Consider the following 21,974-nt stretch of genomic DNA (forward strand, 5'->3'; position numbering starts at 1 on the left):
GTGGCCATCCAGTACTTCTGATCCGGCACAGAATTGTTGATTTTATCCTTGAAGTACAATCAAAATGTCTTGACAACGGGAAGGGTTGTCAGTTATGTAAAAGCTAAATCAAACTATAAAAAACGTAAATCAATGCAACAACAAGAACAGAAAAACAAGCAAAGCATAGCCTGGGCGATGGTAGTTGTCCTGGGGCTTGCAACGGCCATGTTTGGCTACCTGTTTACCTCTCAAAAGAGCGAACTTACTCAACAGGAGAGTTTAGTAGTAGAAAAGGCCAGAGAATTGGCACTCACAAAAACAAGATTAGATTCTATTTCGACTGTACTTGACGCCAAAATTGCGGAAATTGAAAGACTGGGTGGTGACGTAAGTGAACTTACCAAAGTGAAAGAGCAGCTTGAAAAAGATAAGCTGGCTTTCAGTAGAAGCAAAAAAGTGGAAACCGGTAAGTATCTTGCTAAAATTAAGGAATACGAAAAATTCCTTGCTGAAAAAGATGAGGTTATCGCACAGTTAAGACTTGAAAACGAGCACCTGGTTGCCTCAAACGATTCTCTCAGCACACACGTGGGAACGCTTACAAGCGAAAGAGAGAGATTAGTACAACGTCAGGCTGAACTTTCCGATTCGGTAACTACTTTCACAGCTGCCAACAGAGAACTTTCTGAGAAAGTGAGCCAGGCTGCAGCACTTAAAGCTGCAAATCTTAAAGTACTTACTGTAAATTCAAGAGGTAAAGTAAAAGACAAAAGCGAGTACAAAGCAAAACGTGTAGACAAGCTGAAACTTACTTTCAACCTACCTGAAAACCAACTTACAGCGCTTGAACCAAAAGATATTTATATCAGAGTTCTGGATCCTGAAGGAGCAGTAGTTGCTGATGATGCAACTGGATCTGGTGAATTTGAGATCAACGGTTCTCCATCTAAGTTCACAGCGCGTGAGTCAATCGCTTACCAGAACAACAATCAAAAGGTTGAAATGCTATATGACAACGCATCTCAGTTCCGTCCTGGTAAATATAATGTTGAGTTATATGCTGAGGGATACAAAATCGGGAATACGAATTTCACGATCAAGTAACCTGAAGATAACCACACCATACATACTCTTACAGAGCGGTCGCTATAATGGCGGCCGCTCTTCTTTTATTTAGGATTCTGTCCTTTGATGATATCAATAAACCCGCGCAATTCCGCAGCTCTTTCGGGGCCGGACTCGGGATACGACATATTCATCTTGTGTAGCTCTTCTTCAATAATTTTACCGACAATCAATCTCATATTCTTTTTGTCGTCAGCGGGTACTACATACCATGGAGCTTTCTTTGAGGCAGTTTCATTGATGCAGGTTTCATAAGCATCCATGTATTTATCCCATTGCTCTCTCACCTTCACATCCTGCTCTTCAAATTTCCAGTTTTTTGAAGGATCTTCAATTCTTTCAATCAGTCTTTCGGCTTGTTCTTCCTTCGATACATTCAGAAAAAACTTGATGACACGGATACCATTTCGGAACAAATATTTTTCGAGATTCTTGATATCAGCATAACGGTGTTTGAAAACCTTATCCAGATCCTCTGTAAGTTCGAGGGGGATTCTCTGGGAATTGGTGAGTATGGAATGATCGACTTTCACTACCAGCACCTCTTCATAATAGCTTCGGTTGAATATCGTAATTGTTCCGCGCTGCGGTAAAACATTATTCGTTCTCCAAAGAAAATCGTGGCCGAGTTCAGTATCCGTTGGCCGTTTAAAAGAATGTATTTTAACGCCAACCGGATTAACACCTGAAAGAACATGTTTGATCGTGCCATCCTTTCCAGCGGCATCCATAGCCTGGAAAATAACGAGAAGTCCATACCGGTTGTGTGCGTACATCATCGTTTGAAGCTCGTCGAGATCCTTCGCTGATTCAGCCAGCATCGTCTCATACTCCTGTTTGTTGTCGTAAATATCCTTGGAGCGTGTTTTAGCTTTTTTAATTTCAAATTTTTGAGTTCCGTCAACACGGTAATGGTCGGAATTGAAACTGGACATAGGCTTCAGGTATGTTAAGATGAAACAGTGAGATCAGTTATTCTGTAAAAATTCAGTTAGCTTTTTAAATGCACGGGCGCGATGGCTTAGTTGCGCTTTTTCGTTCATGGTCATTTCAGCAAAGGTTCTGCTATAATCTTCCGGAACAAAAATGGGATCATAACCGAATCCCTCATGACCTCTTTTCTCATGTATGATTTGCCCGGATACAATACCCTCGAACTGATGATATATACCATCAATGACCAGGGTAATCACAGTTTTGAATTGTGCGCTGCGATCACTTGCCGTAGTCAGCTTATCCAGCAGAAGGTTCATGTTGTCATCGGCGTTGCGTTGCGGACCGGCATAGCGGGCAGAATACACGCCGGGCTCACCTGAGAGTGCATGCACTTCCAGGCCAGTATCATCAGAGAAACAGTTGATTCCATAATTGTCCCAGATATATTCGGCTTTCTGAGCGGAGTTATCAGCTATTGTTTCCTTGGTTTCAGGAATATCTTCTGTGCAACCTATTTCCTCTAGTGTGACGATCGAGAATTGATCTCCAAGCATGGCCTGAACCTCTCTCAATTTATTAATATTATTTGTAGCGAAACAAAGTTTCATGAGCAGTTAAAATTTTTGATGATGCATTTTACAAAAAAACGGCTACTCTTGTGAAGTAGCCGTCGAATTTATGACAGAGATATGTCTGTTATCTTGCAGGAGGAGTTGCAGCAGCCGGAGCTTGTCCTTTTGTTACATCCAATAGTTCCATATCAAATTTCAATACGGAGTTTGCAGGTATCGGACCTGTTGCTTCCTGTCCGTAAGCCAATCCTGATGGAATGATCAAAATACCTTTCGATCCTTTTTTCATCAACATCAATCCTTCTTCCCATCCTGGAATAACCATTCCTGCTCCGAGTGTCAATTGTAGAGGCTCTCTTCCTTTTGATGAATCAAATTCTTTTTCTGTCAGCAATTTTCCGGTGTAGTGCGCTTTTACATTGTCACCAGCAACAGGATTAGCACCTGTTCCTTCTACTTCAGGAATATAAACCAGTCCCGAAGCTGTTTTCTGAGCTTTCGCTTTCAGGTTATTTTTAACAAGGTATTCTTCGATAACCTTTGCATCAACATCCTTCTGTTTCGAACCGGATTCGGCTTGTTCTTTCTGGAATTCTTCTGTTGTAAGTACGCTTATTACCTTAACAGTAAAGCTCAATTCAGAACCTTTTTTAATCATTGGAGGCAATGGCTGCATCATTTTTGCAAACAAAGTATCCGCGCTGATCATGAATTTAGCACTGTCGCCGGTAGCAAGCATAGCCAAACCTTCTTCGAAACTTCCTTTGAAAGGAGGAGCCTGAAGTACCATTTTGATAGGAGTTCCCTGCTCGTAAGTATTACGAAGCGTAGAGTCAGCACCATTTTTCAAAACAAGGTGAAATGACATGATATCGCCAAGCTTCGCTTTTCTTGCTTTATCGTCATGCTCAAACATCTGGTATTTAAGTCCGGTTTCTGTAACCTGTGTGCGATGTTGGTTGCAAGCCACTCCCAGGATAGCTATGCCTACTGCATAACCGATAGTTCTAAGATTCATTGGATAGTTCTAAATTAAAAAAATATGTAGTTGAATAGTATTAATGTTCTTGTCAGTCCACGCTCAGCAATGACTCCCTGTAAGCAGGCAATACGGATAAAAATTTGTCAACGGTTTCCTTAACAGAAGAGTCGGATCTGCCACCGGATGCATTTTTATGTCCTCCGCCACTGAAATGACTGCTCGCCAGATCGCGTACGGAGAAGTCTCCGACAGAACGGAACGATATCTTAATTTCCCCTTTTCTTTCGATGAACAGGGCGGACATCACTACGTTTTCCACCTGAAGACCATAGTTGACAATACCTTCCGTTTCACCCGCACTTGAATTGAAGCGGATCAGTTCAGCATCTGTCAACACCATGTAGGCAGTTCTGAATTCGGGTATAACGATTAGTTTTTGAGAAAGCACATAGCCCAGAAACTGTAGCCGGGATAGCGGAGCATTATCATAAATTAATCTGTGAACACGTGCCGTATCAAATCCTGTCAGCATCAGATCCGCAACCGTAAGATGTACTTCCGGTGTTACATTGGCATGGCGAAAGGAACCAGTGTCGGTCATGATGCCGGCGTAGAGGCATTCTGCCATCGGTGCGTCGATCAGGTCGGTTACGGAGTGTTGTGGTTCCAATTGGCGGATCACCCTGTAAACAAGCTGAGCAGTTGCCGCAGCATTTGTATCCCAGATCATCCACCTGGCAAAGTATTCCGGTTCCAGGTGATGATCAATCATCAGCTTATCGGCTTTTGCTTCCTGTACTACCTTTCCCAGATCCTTTAATCTGGAAAGAACGGAAAAGTCAAGACAGCAAATCAGAGATGCCTGATCCATCTTCGTTTTACAGATACGCTGATCTCCCGCTTTTTCGTAAATCAATACATCAGCAATGCCAGGCAGCCAGCTTAAATTCGCGGCATATTCTGTCGGACTGATCACAGTTACCTCGTGTCCTCTCTTTTTTAAATAGCTTGCCCACCCCAGAGAAGATCCCAGCGCATCTGCATCCGGATCCCTGTGCATCGTTATTACGATATTCTGAGGGGATGAAAAAAAGGAAACTAACTCTTCAATGACTTGACTCACAATATTTTGGTTGGGAAAGAAGCTTCTGTCTTTTAGATTAAGGCACAAAATTAACAAAACTGTTGGGATTTGTTCAATCTTGATTACTAAAGGCTTAATCTCTTTGCTCAGTTTAAGGATGCTTCGATGTTAAGCTGCTGAACAGGCATGGAAATAGCCGAAAAATGCTATGTTTGTGATAAATCAATTCTGATAAGAGTATGCCAACGAATAAAACATTCACAATGATTAAGCCTGATGCCGTTGCCGACGGACACTCAGGAGCGATAATTAAAATGATTGAAGAGGCGGGCTTCCGTATCGTAGCTTTGAAGAAAACGCAACTTACTGCCGAGCGTGCCGGTCAATTTTACGCGGTTCACGCCGAGCGGCCGTTCTACGAAAGTCTATGTACATATATGTCGTCCGGACCGATTATTCCCATAATTCTGGAAAAAGAAAATGCAGTTGCTGATTTCCGTACATTGATAGGTGCAACCAATCCTGATAATGCAGATGAAGGTACTATCAGAAAATTGTTTGCAAAGTCGATGCAGGCTAATGCTATTCATGGATCAGATTCTGATGAGAATGCGCAAATCGAGGGTAGTTTCTTTTTCGGAAATGTTGAGCAATTCTGAATCAGGTAGCTGACCATAAAAAATGGCTGCAGAGACATCTCTGCAGCCATTTTTTATGGTCACTATATATTATTTCTTAGTCAGAATTCTATTAATCACCTGAATGATACCGTTGTCTGTGTTTACATTTTTTACAATAACTGTAGCGTTCTTATTGATGACAATAGTGGAATCAGAACCTTTTGCTAAATTGATGATCTGGTTGTTTAGCATTTTATAATCCTGAGTCTTCAGTTCACTGGTGGTATGTCTTTGTGCCAATACATGATATCTGAGAAAAGACATTACTGAATCTTTCTTCCATGCCAGTACTTGTGAGGCGGTCAGATTAGCTGCCTGGAATGCTGCATTGTTAGGAGCAAAAAATGTGAAGTTCTCCGTGCGAAAAGCATCAGAAGCATCCGTACCTTTTACGATATCGTTGAGTATACTGAACTGCTCATTCTCTGCCAGAATATCAGTAACAGTTTTCGGTTTCACAAGATCCTTGCTGTTCTCTTCACAGGAAGCAAGTCCTGCTGCGAATAAAACAGAAAACAAAAAAAGTGCCTTACCCCGGCCTGTGAAATTGTATTTTTTCATAGCTTACGCTTGGTTAAAGTTTTCGTAAAACTAACGTAAAATGTAGTTCGACGGATTTAATTCTTACTTTTTTAATCCTAATCCTTTATTTAAAATGTCAAACGTAAAACGTCTGCTGGTATTCTGTATTGCAATACTATTTGTGAATTCGGCCTTTTTGGTGCTACATGCTCCTGATCCTTCTTCGAAAGTAAAGCCCGTAAAATTGTTTAATGGTAAGGACCTTACCGGATGGAAAATCAATGGAACTGAAAAATGGTATGTAGAAAACGGAGAGCTGATCTGTGAAAGTGGCCCCGACAAACAGTACGGATATCTGACCACCGATAAGTTCTATAAAAATTTCGATCTCTCATTGAAATTCAAGCAGGAAGCGAATGGGAATAGCGGAGTATTTTTCCGCTCAACTGTAGACGGAACGAAGGTGTCGGGCTGGCAGGTAGAGGTTGCACCTCCTAACCATGATACGGGTGGAGTTTATGAATCTTATGGAAGAGGCTGGCTCGTGCAGATTCCGGATGAAAAAGAAGGGTTTCTTAAAATGGGCGAATGGAATATTTTGAGAATAAAGGTAGTTGGTGATAAAGTTCAGACCTGGCTTAACGGGAACGCTATGGTTGATTTTTCTGATGCTAAAATCGGAGCGGCTAATGGATCTATTGCTCTACAGATTCACGATGGTGGCGGCATAAAAGTGCGTTGGAAGGACATCGTAGTTCAGGAATTGTAAACCACGGATAAGTATTCAGTCGTGATATATCCTCGTTGATGCAATAAAAAATACGGGTTCGTCGCGAATCGCGTTCAAAGAAGCTTTATGCTTAATAGGTTTGTAACAGGATTACAAATGCGATTAGGCATAAGGCTTTTTTGATTAAAGCGGAAACTTTCAGACTAAACATGAGGTATAGGAATACATCAGCGACAAAGGAAGGAAAAACAAAGATCGTATCCGCATCTTTTGACGGCCGGGATTTTAGCAACATGGATCTTGAAAATGCTGATTTCAGCTTTTCGAGTATGAGAGAAACCAATTTTGACGGGGCAAATCTGAAAGGTGCCAGAATCCGGTTTTCTACATTACATAAAACCACATTCCGAAATGCTGACCTGCGCAATGCAGATCTGAGTTTCAGTACACTCTCGGATGTGGATTTGACAGGAGCAAAAGTGGAAGGTGCCAATTTCAGCTTCACGTCTCAGGAAACTTCTTATAACTGGAAAAGTTTCAGTCTGATCGGACTGATCCAAAGTCAGGGTTGGATAGGGACTTTGGTGGCAGTTATTCTTGGTGCTATTATATTGTACGGGATCAATGCTATCATGTTCTTTACAGCTGAAATTTACTTCACCTCCGAACCGATCAGAGCCAAACTCTATCAATATCTGGTATTACAGAATGTGATATCAGGCTCAACAGCGGTATTGGTAGCCAAGTTTCTGGCAAGCGGACTCGACCGTATCCCAAGGCATTCTGTTCGCTATCTGGTGCTTTCTGTAGTGATGTTCTTTGTGAACAGTGTCGTAAGTAGCGCAGTTTATTTTTCATTTGGCGTTATGGTAGTGAAACGTTTCGCCGAACTGTATCCTGACGAAGCATCTAAAAATGCACCGGGATATTGGTATATGATAGGGCCCATTATAGTTGCCAATGTATTTTATTTCATCAGTAGCCAGGGAAAGCAGATATCCAGAAAAATATCGGATCAGGAATATCAGCTACTGAACCTCGAAAAACTGAAAACACGGGCGGAACTGGATGCATTACAGGCAAGGATCAACCCTCATTTCTTGTATAATGCACTGAATAGTATCGCAAGCCTTGTGCATGAGGATCCCGATAAGGCAGAAGAAATGACATTGCTGCTATCCAGGCTTTTCAGATATACCACGGGAAGAAAGACCGATGAGTATTACGATAGCATCAGAAATGAGTTAGAGATGGTTCAGACGTATCTGCTGGTAGAGAAAGTCAGATTCGGAGACAGACTTAAATTTACGGTTGAGGTGTCTGACCCGCTCCTGAACGACTTATATGTACCTAAATTTATTCTCCAACCTATTGTTGAGAATGCTATCAAACATGGTATATCAAAACTGGCTGATTTGGGAACTATCAATGTGAAAATATATGAGAAAACCGACTGGCTGGTTTTATGCGTTCATGACAACGGCCCGATGTTCTCAGAAGAAATGGGTACTGGCTACGGAATCCGTAGTATTCAGGAGAAGCTGAAACTACTGTATGGGCAGGATGGTAAAATAGAGCTGCTCAACGAACCATATAAGTCGGTAACGATATCGATTAAAAAAACGGCAATGATTAAACATCAATAAACGGTTATGCATTTCCCACTCAAAACGATTCTTATAGACGACGAACCACTTGCACTCAGCAGATTGAGAAGGTTGCTTCAGAAATATCCCGATACTTTTCACATTATCGGCGAAGCACAGAATGGAGTGGAAGGACTTGTGCAGATCAATCAGTTGCAACCCGACCTGATTTTCCTTGATATAGAAATGCCGTTGCTCAATGGTTTTGAAATGCTTGCAAAGCTGAGCCGGATGCCAATGGTTATCTTTTCTACTGCATTTGATCAGTATGCTGTAAGAGCATTCGAAGAGAAGTCTGTTGATTATCTTCTCAAACCCGTAGAGGATGAAAGGCTGCAGAAGACCATTGAGAAGCTTCGTAATATGACCGACACTGCGAAGAGCAACGGATCTAATCCATACACAGAGAATCTGCTACGTCTACTGGAAGAAATGAAACCCAAGAAAGAGATATTCTCACTTTCCGTGAAATCGGGTGACAGGATTTTGCTGATACAACTTACAGAGATAACACACTTTGAAGCAGAAGAGAAGTATGTCTTTCTGAATACACTGGATGGACAAAAATATCTGCTCAATTATACACTTACCTCACTGGAAGAAAAACTTCCGGATCATTTTCTCCGCATAAGCCGCGCGGGCATTGTCAATTCACATCATATCAAAGAAATCAGGAAGCACTTCAACGGTAAGTTTACCATCATGATGAGAGATCGGAAGGCTTCACAGTTGTCGAGTGGGAGTACTTACGGGGATGTTATACGCCATCTTACTGATAATTAATTGAATTCGGATATTTCTTCTTGCTGCCTCAATAGATTTTGAAGAGGGCGTACTTATTCCTAAATTGCGCCCCTGTTAAAATAATTAATTAATTTTTGTTGTTAATTGATTGAATTTCAGTTGATTGAATAGTGTTTGTGAATTGTGCCCGACAGGTTTTTTTCCTAGTTCGACACAGATTCGACAATATCAGCGTATCAGTGACTAACTGATTGTTGAAAAACACTGTAAACAAACTGTAAATTTCTTTTGACAGACTTTAGAGTTCAATGTGTTTTGTTAAAAAAGGTTAAAGAGTTCAGAAACAATGAAGGAACTCATTGATGCAGGCAATCTGCCAAAGCATATCGCCGTTATCATGGACGGTAATGGGAGATGGGCTCAAAATCAGGGAGCAGCACGTATTTTCGGGCATCGTAATGCCATCAAAGCGGTAAGGGAAGTTACAGAAGGATGCGCCGAACTGGGTATTGGCTATCTGACTTTATATGCTTTTTCTACGGAAAACTGGGGTCGTCCCGAGTTTGAAGTACGTGCATTGATGGAACTGCTGGTGCAGTCCATTGCAAACGAGCTTCCGACAATGATGAAAAACAATGTCAAGCTTGACACCATAGGAGATATAAAAAGCTTGCCAGGGAGTTGCCAGCGACAACTGACAGAGGCTTCGCAAGCAACGAAAAACAATACGGGGCTGAATCTGATACTTGCGCTGGGATACAGCGGAAAGTGGGATTTAACTCAGGCTGCGAAACAACTGGCCATAGAAGTACAAAACGGAACTTTGAAACCTGAGGAAATTGACGAGAAAGCGTTGTCTGCGCGTCTTTCCACAGAAACAAGACCCGATGTGGACCTTATGCTGAGAACCGGTGGTGATCATCGCATCAGTAACTTCCTGTTGTGGCAGCTGGCTTATGCCGAGTTGTATTTTTATGAGAATCTTTTTTGGCCGGATTTCAGACGTGAAAATCTATACGAAGCTATTTTATCTTTCCAGGGTAAAGAAAGACGTTTCGGTAAGACAGGAGAACAAATCAAAGCGAATAGTGCTAAGTAGAATAATATGAACCTTGTGAAAAATTTGAGTAAATCATTAGCACATCGTAGTGGTATTTTGTCAGTAATCATGTTTTGCTGGCTTTTTCAGGCAAATGCTCAGCGTGTAGGGCTGGGAGCAAATACTCCAAAATCGACATCTTCTTCTGCTATATCGTTTGACGCTGCAGATCCCAAAGAATATACTATTTCAGAAGTTACTGTATCGGGTACTCAGTTTCTGGATCCGAATTCCATGATTTCTATTTCTGGTTTGAAGCCGGGTGATAAAGTAAGGATTCCTGGTCCTGCGATTCCTTCCTCTGTAAGGAAAATGATGGATTTCGGGACATTGGATGATGTAGAGATCATGGCTACCAAGGTAGAAGGTGAAAAGATCTGGCTGAATATTCACATCAAAGAACGCCCACGTTTGAACCGAGTTTCTTTTTCAGGTATCAGAAAAGGCGAACGTGAAACGCTGAACGACAAGGTGAAACTGATCAAAGGTCGTGTAATTACACCTACAGTTATCAAGAATACACAGCTGATCATCAAGAAGTATTATATGGATAAAGGTTTCTATAACACAAAAGTGAAAGTGTTACAGATTCCGGATTCTACGAGAGGGCAGGCGACACTTAATTTTACCATTACAAAAGGTAAAAAAGTGAAGATCGAAAAAATTGATATTCAGGGAAATACGGCCATTAGCGACCGTACTTTGAAAAGGAAAATGAAAGGAACGAAACAGAAAATGCTGGGTCGTCTTTTCAACCCTTCCAAATACATTCCTAAAAAATACGATGAGGATAAGGAAAAGTTGATCGCGTATTATCGTAAAAACGGTTACCGTGATGCAGTCATTGAATTCGATACAATTCGTAACAATGGCGAAACGATCAGTTTGGAAATGAGGATTGATGAAGGTATCAAGTATTTCTATCGTGATATTACATGGTCTGGTAACTACCTGCATACTTCGGCAGAGCTAGGTACTATTCTAGGTATCAAAAAAGGAGATGTCTACAATCCTGAAGAGCTCGATAAGAAAATTAACGGAATTCCCGGTGCTGACGTAAGTTCGGTATATATGGATGACGGATATCTCTATTTCCGTATCGACCCGACTGAAAAATCTGTTGACGGTGATTCTATCGATATTGAACTTCGCTTGTACGAAGGAAAGCAGGCTACAATTAACCGTATTTTGCTGAATGGAAATACTAAAACAAGTGACCGCGTAGTATTGCGCGAGTTGTCTACACTTCCCGGACAAAAATTCAGCAAGACTGAGATTATTAACACGCAGCGTCAGCTTTCTCAAATGGGTTACTTCGATCCGGAAAAAATCCAGATCAACCCGATTCCTAACCAATCTGATGGTACGGTGGATATTGAGTATACTGTTGAAGAGAAACCTTCCGATCAGATCGAACTCTCAGGGGGTTGGGGTGGATACATTGGTTTTGTAGGTACGCTTGGTTTGGTATTCAATAACTTCTCGTTGAAAAACATCCCGAACCGCGAAACATGGAGACCGCTTCCTTCCGGTGACGGACAGAAACTATCTGTGAGATTCCAGGCGAATGGTAAGCAGTATCAGACTTATTCACTGTCATTCAGTGAGCCTTGGTTAGGAGGTAAAAAGCCAATCAACTTCGGGGTGTCGTTGCAACGTACAGTTTACCGTATGACTGACTTCCGGTCAATTTATGGAAATATCTCTGGTGGCGGACTTAATTACAGAGGTGGTTACTTCAATAACGGTATCACAGTTTCTCTTGGTCGTCGTTTGAAGGAACCGGACAGAAACCTTGTGATGACGCACGCTTTGTCTTACCAGCGTTACCGTTTGGATAGTCTTGATATCTTCCGCATCGGCTACAGCAGTGGTATCTCTAACAATATTTCTTTCAATACAACTATTTCAAGAAATACGCTGGATAACCTTCAGTTCCCGAGAAGAGGTAGTAATATGTCATTGAGTGCAACATTTACGCCCCCTTACTCAGCTTTAAGGAAGAAAGAAATTACAAATATCACGGATACTTACAAGTGGGTTGAATACCACAAATGGATGTTCGATATGAGTTATTATGCAACCATCACCGGTAAGCTTGTATTGAGTGCCCGTACACACATGGGTTATCTGGGAGCGTATAATCAAAAAATCGGATATAGTCCGTTTGGTCGGTTTATCGTGGGGGGATCAGGTCTTGCGGGACAAGGTTCTTTCTCTCTGGCAGATCAGGATATTATCGGTTTGAGAGGTTATGAAGATCAGAAAGTAGGTCCTCTCGCACAAAACGGTTATCCTGCTTCTGGTGGTGGTATCGTGTATAACAAGTATGTGATGGAGCTTCGTTATCCTGTATCACTCAATCCACAAGCCACTATCTTTGTGCTTGGTTTCGCCGAAGGTGGTAACAACTGGGGAACTTATAAAGAGTTTAATCCTTTTGACCTGAAAAGATCTGCAGGGGTAGGTGCGCGTATCTTCATGCCGGCATTTGGTTTGCTTGGTATAGACTGGGGATACGGGTTTGACAAAATTCAGGGGAAAACCAGTGGAGCACAGTTCCACTTCACAATTGGTCAGCAGATCAGATAATATTGTAAGACAGTTTTCGTTAAAGTGGTGCAAATTATTACCCACACAACATGAAGAAGTTTTTAATTTTACTAGTTTTGTCCCTCGTTGCAGTAGCGCCCGTCTGGTCACAGAAGTTTGGATATACTGATATGGAATACATTACCAGTAAAATGCCCGAATATCAGCAGGCTCAGGCTGAGATGAAAAAGTTCTCAGAGAAGTGGGCAAAGGAGATTCAGGACAAGTATGCTGAGATCGATAGGATGCAGAGAGCCTATATGGCCGAAGAGGTTTTATTGACGGACGAACTGAAAAGGAAGAGGCAGAATGAAATAAAGGAGAAAGAGCTGGAGGCGAGAGAATACAACAGCAGGATTTTCGGAATGGAAGGTTTGCTGTTTCAGAAGAAGAAGGAGTTGATGAAACCGGTAATGGAACGTGTGCAAAGAGCAGTTTCAAAAGTATGCAGTCAGCGTCGTTTGGATTTTCTGCTCGATAAATCAGGTGATTCCGGTCTTTTGTATACTAATCCAAAGCATGATTATTCGGATTATCTGATTGAAGAACTTGGGATTGAACTGAAACCTAAAACAGGCAGTAAGGAAAAAACAGCAGTAACTACAGGAACTGCACCTGCCGGAAATACCCCGAAACAAAAAAGTACAACCAATAAACTCAAATAAGTAAAAGCAATGAAACAAAAATTGATGGCGTTTTTGGTCGTAATGACCTTCGTTAGTGCCCCTCTGTTAGCTCAAACAACCCCTGCAAGCGGACTTACAAAAATCGGATATACCAATGTTGACTATATAATCGACAAATTGCCTGAAGCTAAAAAAATGCAGAATGAGCTTGAAGTTACAAAAGCTCAGTTGGATAAGCAGATGGGTGACATGATTAAAGATGCACAGGATAAATACGAGGCGTACCAGAAAAATGGTGCTAACATGACCGACGTAATCCGTGCAGACAAAGAAAAGGAGTTGCAAGGACTTCAGACTCGTATTCAGGAGTTCCAGACAAGTGCACAAACTTCTCTTCAGAAGAAACAACAACAACTGATCGAGCCAATCCTTACTAAGGTAAACGATGCGATTCAGGCTGTAGGAAAAGAGAACGGATACCTTTACATCTTGAACATGGATGCAGGACAAGGTTCTACTCCGGTGATCCTTTACGTGGGTTCAGAAGAATATGCTGTATCTAACCTGATCCTGAAAAAACTGGGTGTTGATCCTGACAAAATTGAGGCTGCTCCTGCTGCAACAACGCCAGCTGCTGCACCTGCAACTAAGCCAGCTACTACACCAGCAGCTACGCCTAAGAAAAAATAATTCTTACCTGTAAAAGGTAACTGATGCCGGAGAGTGGTCTGATAAGGACTACTCTCCGGTTTTCTGCATAAACAGGGTTTGAAAAAGTAATTTTGGGTAAAACTTATGAGGTAGCTGTTAAGCTGTGAGTATGAAAAAAATCCAAAATGTAAATTTGCTGCACAGCAAATATGGTATCATTTGGAATTAGGTTAGTATTCTCAGCGTTAAGTATACAGTAATTGCTAATTTTGCGTTAAGATCAATGTGTCAATTAATCCATAGGATAAATCATATTTGCGACGTTATGGTTGTAAAAAATATTTACAAAATATTGTTTGTTCTGGCGATCGTTTCCGGCGTTTTACCAGCCACAGCTCAGGACAATTCCAGAACGCCAGTAGCCCCTCTACAGATCATTTTTCCCAAAGAAGCCGACTGGAATGTGTTGGATGAAGGGAAGGAAATTAACTTCCATTTGCAAACGAAAGGAGGCAAAGGAGATTCTGTCAGATATAGCATCGTGAGCGGTCTGGCAAAGGATATGAAGTTCGATTCGTTGGGTCACTTCGTGTGGACTCCAGGTTACGATGTGGCGGACAGGATCAATACAACGAAGTTTTTTCCCGTTGTTTTTGAAGCCCAGGGATTGAGCGGAGAAACTGCGTCCCGTGAAATCATATTTAAGGTGAACCACGTAAATCGCCCGCCGCAGGTTGACGAGCTGAAACCCTTTTATGTACAGTATAAAACACAGAATCTATACCAGATTGATATGAATTCTGTGCGTGACCCTGATGGTGATCCGGTGGTATTTATCCCTATTCTTGATGGTGGAATGCCCGAAGGAATGAAGCTGACGGCTGGAGGGGAAGTGATATGGGAGCTTTCAACTAAACAGTTTAATCTGTTGAAGGAAGGTCCGCGCTACATGGAATTTTACGTGGAGGATCAACCCTCAAAGGCACGGACAAAAGGAAAACTCAGACTCGAAATTACGCAGATGGATCTGGCTCCGGATTTTACGATGGTTCCTCAGAACCCTGTAGTACGTAGCGCAGAGAATAACCGTATCAATCTCCGATTCTCACTTTCGGATCCTAATGGAGAAGATGATATTGCAGCTTTCAATTTCATCTCGGAGAATAAAAATGTTCCCAAGGAGGCATTGGTTAAAAATACGCCCACCAGTTATGAATTCATCTGGGAACCTGGTTTTGATTTTGTAAAAGATCCGTTTGACACACTGGCCTTTAACATCACGTTTTATGTGATGGATAAGTCTCAGAACAAAAAGGAAAAGACCGTGAAGTTTGTTATTAAGAATACTGTTGACGAGTCTCAAAGGGATGCTTATGTATATGGACTTTACAAAGGAGCCTTAGTGAACGCATGGGGATTATTAGAACAAATGAGAGAAAGAGAAAGTGAGTTGAAAAAGGCATATACCCGTGCGAAGAAAGGAAAACGTAGCAGATCCTTGCTTAATGCATCTCTTGGAGCCACTACAGGATTGGCACCAACCTTTACCAAGGCTGGATCCGATAGCCGCGCGTACATTACTACAATTGGTGGAACAACAGTCGCAACAGTGGGGACGCTGGAGGCGACAGAAGTAATTGGGAAGTCAACCAACGGCTTATTGGATCGCTTTAATTATGTAGTTCAAAAGAAAAATGAACTACAAAACAAAGGAGATGTATTTGCCAGAGAATATGCACAAAAGTCATCAAGAAGAGCACCTGACTTCATTAAAAAGCTGGATGAATTCAAAGCGCTTATGAACCTGAGCGGATTGGTTGCACTGGAACTGGATGCCAATTGGGAGAATAAAAGAGAGGCTACAGATGCTGCAATTAAGAAGAGCTTTAAAGATTTCATGCCTTATTCTAAGGATGAAAACTAAAATGGGATCATGATTTTAGGTTGAACAAAAAAGAGAACTATATGTTCTCTTTTTTGTTTTCGTCACTTTTCGTTTCACCTGATTGGTCAGGTTTTACAGATTCATCCGTCAATATTATTTCTTCATTCGACGTTGCGTCAGTCTGAGATATTGGCTCTTCCGGAACCGGGTTGGTTACGACTTCAGCGTTTGTATCAATTTCATTGGTTTCGATATTCTGATCTTCCTTATCGTGATCGTCATTTTCTGGTTCTTCATAAGTGGGATGGAAGCTTCCCTGGAATATCAGAATGCTGCAAACACCTACAAAAATGCAGGAATCGGCAATGTTGAATATCGGGGTCGAATAATATTGTCCTCCCCATAGTGGTACCCATTCAGGAATAAAACCTTCCCAGAAGTCCACAAAGATCATGTCGATCACCTGTCCGTGAAACCAGGGTGTTGGAGAGCCGTACGGAGCATTATCCAAAAATACACCGTAAAATGTGCTGTCAATAACATTACCAACTGCACCGGCAAGGATCATGGACAATGCCAGAAGTAGTCCCTTTGCTGCTCCGGATCTTGCCAGATGCACCAGATACCAGCCAATGGCACACATGGCGACAAGGCGGAAAAGTGTCAGGAAGAGCTTGCCATATTCATGCCCGAGCTGCATACCAAAGGCCATGCCGGGATTGAGTACATAATGTAGTTTGAACCAGTTTCCGATCAGAGCAATTTGGCCTGAGAAGCCCGGTTCCATGTATTCATGGACCAAAAGTTTGGAAGCCTGATCAATAGCGATCAGTAGTAAACTGAAAAGTAAATAGGGGACAGGATTTCTCGACTGATTCATTCGGTATGTAAAACAATTAAAATCTTTAATTCAGAACGCTAAAATAGGAAGATAGTTATAAAGAACTGATTCCCCGTCGCTTCAATTCACTTTTTACCATCAGAAATTCACGACTGCTTTGTCCGGCGATGGACGTATTTTCTTCTGCGCGCCGTATGAGATAAGGCAATACAGCGCTTATCGGACCGTATGGTACATATTTAGCTACATTGTAGCCAGCCTTGGCGAGGTTGAAAGAGATATTGTCACTCATTCCCAATAACTGAGCAAACCAGATTCGCTCATCTTTTCTTTCAATACCTAACTTCTCCATTTTTGCGGCGCAGTACTGACAGCTGTACTCGTTATGCGTTCCAAGGCAAACGGATATATGCTTCAGGTTTTCAATAGAGAAATCAATGGCAGAGTTGTAATCGGCATCCGTGGCTTCTTTACTCGCATGTATCGGATTCGTATACTCATTTTCGCGCGCTCTCAATCGCTCCTTTTCCATATATGCGCCACGCACAAGCTTTCCACCTAGTACATATCCCTTTTGCCGTGCTTTTAAATAAGCTCCTTTCAAAGCTTCAAGCGTGTCGTGGCGATAGAATTGGTAGGTGTTGTAGACAATGGCGGTTTCTTTATTGAACTGAGCCATCATTTCGTAAGCCAGGTCATCAATAATTCCCTGCACCCAGCTCTCCTCGGCATCTACAAAAATCCGAACTTTCTTTTCATACGCATGTGAACATAGCAAAGCCATACGCTCTTTTGTCCGGGCGAACTGTGCTTTTTCTGTATCAGTCAGGCTATCTTCCCGCTGAACCTTTTCCAGAATTTCGGAGGATGCAATGCCGGTAACCTTGAATACAGAGAAGGGGATGCTGCCGGAAGTGGCTGCTTTGTCAATCGTTCTTAAAATTTCCTGCGCTGTCGCATCAAAACTTTCCTCGTTATCCTCGCCTTCAACAGAATAATCCAAAATTGTTCCGATGCCTGATTCTGCCAGTGAAGTAATGGTGGTATCGCAGTCTCTAATCGTCTCACCTCCACAGAATTGTTCAAAAATTGTGGCGCGAATAAGATTTTTTATAGGTAAGTTTAGTTTTAGTGCAAGCTTTATAAAAAAAGTGCCTAAATTTACCACCCGTGCTTGATTCATGAGGTGGAATAACCAATACGTTTTACGTAAACGAGCATCAGATTTGGAGCCAAAAGCGATAGAGGTGTCTTCAAAAAATACAGGTATTTTGTCTTTTGGTAAAGGATATGCCATTTTTGCGAAGGTTTTTCCTGAGTAAGGCTTTCAATAATTTATAGCTAAATCGTTGAAATAAAAGTAAAACGTGTAAGAAGTAAATTTGAATTTTGGTGTCAAATGTACGTCAATCCCTGAAATACGCATAACACAAATCGGAAATATTACCATTATCTATTTTTTATTAAGGACAGTTTTTGAATATGAATGCTTCTTTAGATATCCAGCCGCTTAGCAGTTGGATCAATACCGAAGGTAAGCCTTTGGTAATCGCCGGGCCTTGCAGCGCAGAGACCGAGGAACAAATGTTAGAAACCGCAACCCAGATCAAAGAGGAAGGATTTGCGCACGTACTACGTGCGGGAATTTGGAAGCCAAGAACACGTCCAGGTAGTTTTGAAGGCATGGGTGAGGCTGCTTTACCATGGCTGATGGCTGCAAAAAAAGAAACTGGTTTGCCGGTAGCGATTGAGGTTGCTAATCCACAGCACATAGAGCTTGCTCTTAAATACGGTGTGGATATTCTTTGGATCGGTGCAAGAACTACCGTGAATCCTTTTAATGTACAGGAACTTGCTGATGCACTGAAAGGTGTGGATGTACCTGTATTGGTGAAAAACCCTGTGAATCCTGATTTGCAGCTTTGGATTGGTGCGTTGGAGCGCCTTAACCAGGCTGGTGTTACGAAATTGGGTGCTATTCACCGTGGTTTCTCAAACGCACAGGAAACGAAGTTCCGTAACTCCCCAATGTGGAACATCGCTATCGAATTGAAAACATTGTTGCCTAACCTGCCTGTAATCGGTGATCCTAGCCACATGGCAGGAAAGCGTGCTTATTTGTACGAAGTAGCGCAACGTGCTCTTGATTTGAACTATGATGGTTTGATCATCGAATCACACCGTGAGCCAGATAAAGCATGGTCAGATGCTGCACAGCAGCTTACTCCTGCTGCTTTGGGTCAGATGTTGCATGATCTTCACGTACGTAAAGAATCTTACGGCAGCGACTACCAGTCTCAACTGGAAGTTGTTCGTGGTAAAATTGATAATCTTGACCGTGAATTGCTGGAAACACTTGCGGCACGTATGTCATTGGTTGAGAAATTGGCTGAATACAAGCGTGACAATAACGTTGCAGCGTATCAGGTTGATCGTTTCCGTGAAGTATTGGAAACACGCGCAGGATGGGGTAAGAGCCTTAACCTGTATCCAAACCTTGTTGACGAATTATTTAAGTTGGTACACATGGAGTCTATCCGGAAACAAACGGAAGTGATGAACCAGGTAAGTGCCTGATTTTTATAAAAGGTAATATCAATAAACAGGGCTGATTCGGAAGAGTCGGCCCTGTTTTGTTTTTGTTAGCTCAAAGTGCTTTTTGTGCCAGTATCTTTTTTATTTCGGCTGCCCAGAGTTTATATGCATCTTCATTGAGATGGGTTTTATCAACTGCATATTCTGGTTTTAATCCGGTGCTGTCCGCAATGAGCGGATTGATGTCCAGATAGTCAATTTGATTTTGCCTGCAATAGCTCATCAGGAATCTGTTCAGTTCCGAAACCTGATCTTTGCTTACAGGATCATTTTGTTCGTACAGAGTGAGTGTGACGATAGGGGTGATTCCATTCCTGGTCAGATTATCAAGTATAGCTTTGTAGTGCTTTTGTATCGTTTCCTGACTCACACCGATCGTAATGTCGTTAATTCCACCCATTACAAAGCACACTTCTGGTTTATGACGGATCACCATGGATTCCATTGCATTCAGAAAGTGGTAGGTACACTGGCCTGGAAGAGCCTGGGTGAGTACATCAGTTCGGCCAAGTAATTCCACCCATTTTCCCTGGGCGGTGATGGAGTTGCCGAACATGATGATTTTCGGATTTCCCTTTGCTGATACGAATGCCTGAAATAGCTTATCTCTGTATATATAAGATAAGGTTAAAAAGCCGAAGAAGAAGATACAGTTAAGAATGACCGAAACGGTCAGATATGTTTTTTGTTTCACCACTGCAAATAGCCGTTACATCCACTTGCTTAAGAACTGGTTGAAACTCTCTTTATACTGATCACTTACCGGAATTGTGGTTTGTCCGATCTGAATTGAATTGCGGGTTACCGCTCCGATCTGATCCAGATTCACAATAAATGACCGGTGAATACGCATGAACCTTGCCGGGGGGAGCTTTTCTTCCAGGTGTTTCAGACTGGTTAAGGAGAGAATCGGTTTCTGGTCTGATTTTAAGTGTACCTTCACGTAATCCTTCAAACCTTCCATATACAGGATATCATCATAAGCTATGCGGACTAGCTGATACTCTACCTTAAGAAAAAGATACTCATCCTTGGTTTCAGCAGTTGCCGGATTTTGAGAAGCTTTACGCACGAGTTCAACGTAGGCTTTTGCCTTGGTCGACGCCTTCAGAAATTCTTCATAGTTGAAGGGTTTCAAAAGATAGTCCAATGCGTCCACCTTAAAACCATCCAATGCATATTGGTTAAATGCTGTTGTAAAGATTATTCTCGGGGCACTACTTCCTGCTTTTTCAATCACCCTGGCCAGTTCAATACCTGTTAAATCCGGCATTTGAATATCCAGAAAAATCAGATCTACAGCTTGTTTGTGTATGAAATCCAATGCTTCCACTGCACTTGAAAACTTACCTGTAAGCTCCAGAAAGGGTGTTTTTTCAACAAAAGAAGCGACAAGGCCGAGTGCGAGAGGTTCATCATCAACGGCAATACATTTCAGAGTGCTCATGCGGTTTCCAGTTCAAGATGTACTTCAAATTCTTTTTCCTCTTTGTTTTCCTTCATCTGGAGAGAATACTTGCCGGGATAAAGCAGGTCAAGACGACGTTGCGTGTTGGAGATACCTATGCCATTACTTTCATCCAGTGCCGTCCCTTTTTCTGCAAAAAGCGTGTTTTTTACTTCAACGAAAATTTTATTCTCATTTTGTCTGATACGAATGTCGATGTTACTTTTTTCAACCGAGCTTACACCATGTTTGAATGCATTTTCAATAAATGGTAAAAAGAGCATGGGAGCGATACTGACATCATGTAACGGCACCGGTGGAGAAAGCTTCACTGTTACTTTATCGGTAAGCCGCAATTCCATCAGCTGTATGTAATCCTGTGCAAAGGCAATTTCCTGACTTAGCAGTACGGTTTCATTTTGGGTATCATACAACACATACCGCATCAATCGGGATAACTTATGAAGCGCCTGCTGGGCGGCCTCCACATCTATCACCGTGAGCGCATAAATGTTATTGAGTGTATTGAAAAAGAAATGGGGATTGATCTGCGCTTTCAGAAAAGAAAGTTCAGAGTTGATTTTATCCTGTTCCAGCTCCTGGCGGTATTGTTTATCGCGTTGTACATTTTGTACTGCTGCTATACTGGTGCTTATACCGATTACGATCAGGGCAGTCAGCAAAGAAAAATAATCAAGTTTATCCTTGGGCTTTTTGGGGCGCGTCATATCATCATGTGCCTTGCGCCAAGCTTTGTCCATATATTCCCTGTGATGTATGGCAGATTGCATTTGTTCAATCGTAACCGCGAGTATGACTACGGATATAATGTTGAACAAAATGAATTTCAGGTACCGGTTTCGGGCCAGATAGCGGGGAAACCAGAAATATACATTCAGATAAAAAATGCAAACGAGCATTCCGAGCAATACCAGCTGTTTGATCCAGAAGGTATGAGGAAGTTGTATTTGCCAGCTGAGCGGCTGCCACATCAGAAAAAGAAGTAGAAATCCCCAGCCCAGTAAATGCAGTACGAACGGAGGAAATTTTCTGACCTTTTGGGAATCCATTTGAGACATTGTTATTGATTGCCTGGTATATGCAATTACAATCTTAGGGGATAAAATCGAAAGTGCATAATTCATTCGATCAATCTTTATAGAATGTCGACAGGAGGGCAGAAATGATCTATGAGGCTATTGGTGACAAGTTTAGCGTTTTAGTAGTGATGCGGT

General features: G+C 41.9%; 21 protein-coding genes. 11 read left to right on the plus strand and 10 right to left on the minus strand.

Going from position 1 to position 21,974, the window contains the following annotated elements:
* The first annotated feature begins 132 nt into the window (after positions 1-132).
* Positions 133-1,086: a DUF8428 domain-containing protein gene (locus DSL64_RS10985; RefSeq protein ID WP_229217036.1), complete on the plus strand. Its 954-nt coding sequence runs from the start codon at positions 133-135 to the stop codon at positions 1,084-1,086.
* Between the two features lie 65 nt (positions 1,087-1,151).
* Here DSL64_RS10985 and DSL64_RS10990 read toward each other — a convergent pair whose 3' ends face one another.
* From DSL64_RS10990 to DSL64_RS11005, 4 genes are all read right to left on the minus strand, one after another.
* Complete coding sequence (locus DSL64_RS10990; protein WP_115830863.1) at positions 1,152-2,042, minus strand: polyphosphate kinase 2 family protein; 891 nt, start codon at positions 2,040-2,042, stop codon at positions 1,152-1,154.
* A gap of 33 nt (positions 2,043-2,075) precedes the next feature.
* Complete coding sequence (locus DSL64_RS10995) at positions 2,076-2,651, minus strand: non-canonical purine NTP diphosphatase (protein ID WP_115830865.1); 576 nt, start codon at positions 2,649-2,651, stop codon at positions 2,076-2,078.
* Between the two features lie 88 nt (positions 2,652-2,739).
* Positions 2,740-3,633: an FKBP-type peptidyl-prolyl cis-trans isomerase gene (locus tag DSL64_RS11000; RefSeq protein WP_115830867.1), complete on the minus strand. Its 894-nt coding sequence runs from the start codon at positions 3,631-3,633 to the stop codon at positions 2,740-2,742.
* Between the two features lie 52 nt (positions 3,634-3,685).
* Positions 3,686-4,720 carry a DHH family phosphoesterase gene (locus tag DSL64_RS11005; RefSeq protein WP_115830939.1) on the minus strand — a complete coding sequence of 345 codons (1,035 nt, stop codon included), beginning with the start codon at positions 4,718-4,720 and terminating at the stop codon, positions 3,686-3,688.
* A gap of 200 nt (positions 4,721-4,920) precedes the next feature.
* Between DSL64_RS11005 and DSL64_RS11010 the strand changes: the two genes are divergently transcribed.
* The gene (locus DSL64_RS11010; RefSeq protein ID WP_115830869.1) at positions 4,921-5,340 is read left to right on the plus strand and encodes a nucleoside-diphosphate kinase; all 420 of its coding nucleotides are present in this window, start codon (positions 4,921-4,923) and stop codon (positions 5,338-5,340) included.
* Between the two features lie 69 nt (positions 5,341-5,409).
* On the opposite strand, the gene DSL64_RS11015 is transcribed toward DSL64_RS11010, so the two are convergent.
* The gene (locus DSL64_RS11015; protein WP_115830871.1) at positions 5,410-5,922 is read right to left on the minus strand and encodes a fasciclin domain-containing protein; all 513 of its coding nucleotides are present in this window, start codon (positions 5,920-5,922) and stop codon (positions 5,410-5,412) included.
* A gap of 94 nt (positions 5,923-6,016) precedes the next feature.
* Between DSL64_RS11015 and DSL64_RS11020 the strand changes: the two genes are divergently transcribed.
* The 8 genes from DSL64_RS11020 (at position 6,017) to DSL64_RS11055 (ending at position 15,895) form a co-directional block, all read left to right on the plus strand.
* Complete coding sequence (locus DSL64_RS11020; protein ID WP_115830873.1) at positions 6,017-6,652, plus strand: 3-keto-disaccharide hydrolase; 636 nt, start codon at positions 6,017-6,019, stop codon at positions 6,650-6,652.
* A 170-nt stretch (positions 6,653-6,822) separates the two neighbouring features.
* Complete coding sequence (locus DSL64_RS11025; RefSeq protein ID WP_115830875.1) at positions 6,823-8,259, plus strand: histidine kinase; 1,437 nt, start codon at positions 6,823-6,825, stop codon at positions 8,257-8,259.
* Between the two features lie 6 nt (positions 8,260-8,265).
* The gene (locus DSL64_RS11030; RefSeq protein ID WP_115830877.1) at positions 8,266-9,042 is read left to right on the plus strand and encodes a LytR/AlgR family response regulator transcription factor; all 777 of its coding nucleotides are present in this window, start codon (positions 8,266-8,268) and stop codon (positions 9,040-9,042) included.
* Between the two features lie 307 nt (positions 9,043-9,349).
* Positions 9,350-10,102 carry an undecaprenyl pyrophosphate synthase gene (uppS, locus tag DSL64_RS11035; protein ID WP_115830878.1) on the plus strand — a complete coding sequence of 251 codons (753 nt, stop codon included), beginning with the start codon at positions 9,350-9,352 and terminating at the stop codon, positions 10,100-10,102.
* Between the two features lie 69 nt (positions 10,103-10,171).
* A complete protein-coding gene (bamA, locus tag DSL64_RS11040) occupies positions 10,172-12,694 on the plus strand; it encodes an outer membrane protein assembly factor BamA (RefSeq protein WP_229217038.1) in 2,523 nt (840 codons plus the stop codon).
* 50 nt (positions 12,695-12,744) lie between these two features.
* Entirely contained in the window at positions 12,745-13,359 is a 615-nt protein-coding gene (locus DSL64_RS11045) for an OmpH/Skp family outer membrane protein (protein ID WP_115830882.1), read from the plus strand.
* A gap of 9 nt (positions 13,360-13,368) precedes the next feature.
* Positions 13,369-14,010 (plus strand): OmpH/Skp family outer membrane protein, encoded by a 642-nt coding sequence (locus DSL64_RS11050; protein WP_115830884.1) that lies wholly within the window; start codon positions 13,369-13,371, stop codon positions 14,008-14,010.
* A gap of 286 nt (positions 14,011-14,296) precedes the next feature.
* The gene (locus DSL64_RS11055; protein WP_115830886.1) at positions 14,297-15,895 is read left to right on the plus strand and encodes a hypothetical protein; all 1,599 of its coding nucleotides are present in this window, start codon (positions 14,297-14,299) and stop codon (positions 15,893-15,895) included.
* A gap of 37 nt (positions 15,896-15,932) precedes the next feature.
* Here DSL64_RS11055 and DSL64_RS11060 read toward each other — a convergent pair whose 3' ends face one another.
* Together DSL64_RS11060 and DSL64_RS11065 are read right to left on the minus strand one after the other, a co-directional pair.
* Complete coding sequence (locus tag DSL64_RS11060; protein ID WP_229217037.1) at positions 15,933-16,736, minus strand: lipoprotein signal peptidase; 804 nt, start codon at positions 16,734-16,736, stop codon at positions 15,933-15,935.
* 55 nt (positions 16,737-16,791) lie between these two features.
* A complete protein-coding gene (locus tag DSL64_RS11065; RefSeq protein ID WP_115830887.1) occupies positions 16,792-17,994 on the minus strand; it encodes a proline dehydrogenase family protein in 1,203 nt (400 codons plus the stop codon).
* A 185-nt stretch (positions 17,995-18,179) separates the two neighbouring features.
* On the opposite strand from DSL64_RS11065, the gene DSL64_RS11070 reads away from it, so the two are divergent.
* Positions 18,180-19,274, plus strand: a complete 1,095-nt coding sequence (locus tag DSL64_RS11070; RefSeq protein WP_115830889.1) for a chorismate mutase — start codon at positions 18,180-18,182, stop codon at positions 19,272-19,274.
* Positions 19,275-19,344: 70 nt separating this feature from the next.
* Here DSL64_RS11070 and DSL64_RS11075 read toward each other — a convergent pair whose 3' ends face one another.
* The 3 genes from DSL64_RS11075 to DSL64_RS11085 are packed head-to-tail and all read right to left on the minus strand — an operon-like array spanning position 19,345 to position 21,809.
* On the minus strand, positions 19,345-19,986 hold the full coding sequence (locus tag DSL64_RS11075; RefSeq protein ID WP_115830940.1) for an SGNH/GDSL hydrolase family protein: 642 nt from the start codon (positions 19,984-19,986) through the stop codon (positions 19,345-19,347).
* 15 nt (positions 19,987-20,001) lie between these two features.
* Complete coding sequence (locus DSL64_RS11080) at positions 20,002-20,739, minus strand: LytR/AlgR family response regulator transcription factor (protein ID WP_115830891.1); 738 nt, start codon at positions 20,737-20,739, stop codon at positions 20,002-20,004.
* Entirely contained in the window at positions 20,736-21,809 is a 1,074-nt protein-coding gene (locus DSL64_RS11085; protein WP_199539373.1) for a sensor histidine kinase, read from the minus strand. Before DSL64_RS11085 ends, DSL64_RS11080 begins: the two co-directional genes overlap by 4 nt.
* Positions 21,810-21,974 lie beyond the last annotated feature (165 nt).

The sequence above is a fragment of the Dyadobacter luteus genome (genome assembly GCF_003383615.1).
Taxonomy (GTDB): Bacteria; Bacteroidota; Bacteroidia; order Cytophagales; family Spirosomataceae; genus Dyadobacter; species Dyadobacter luteus.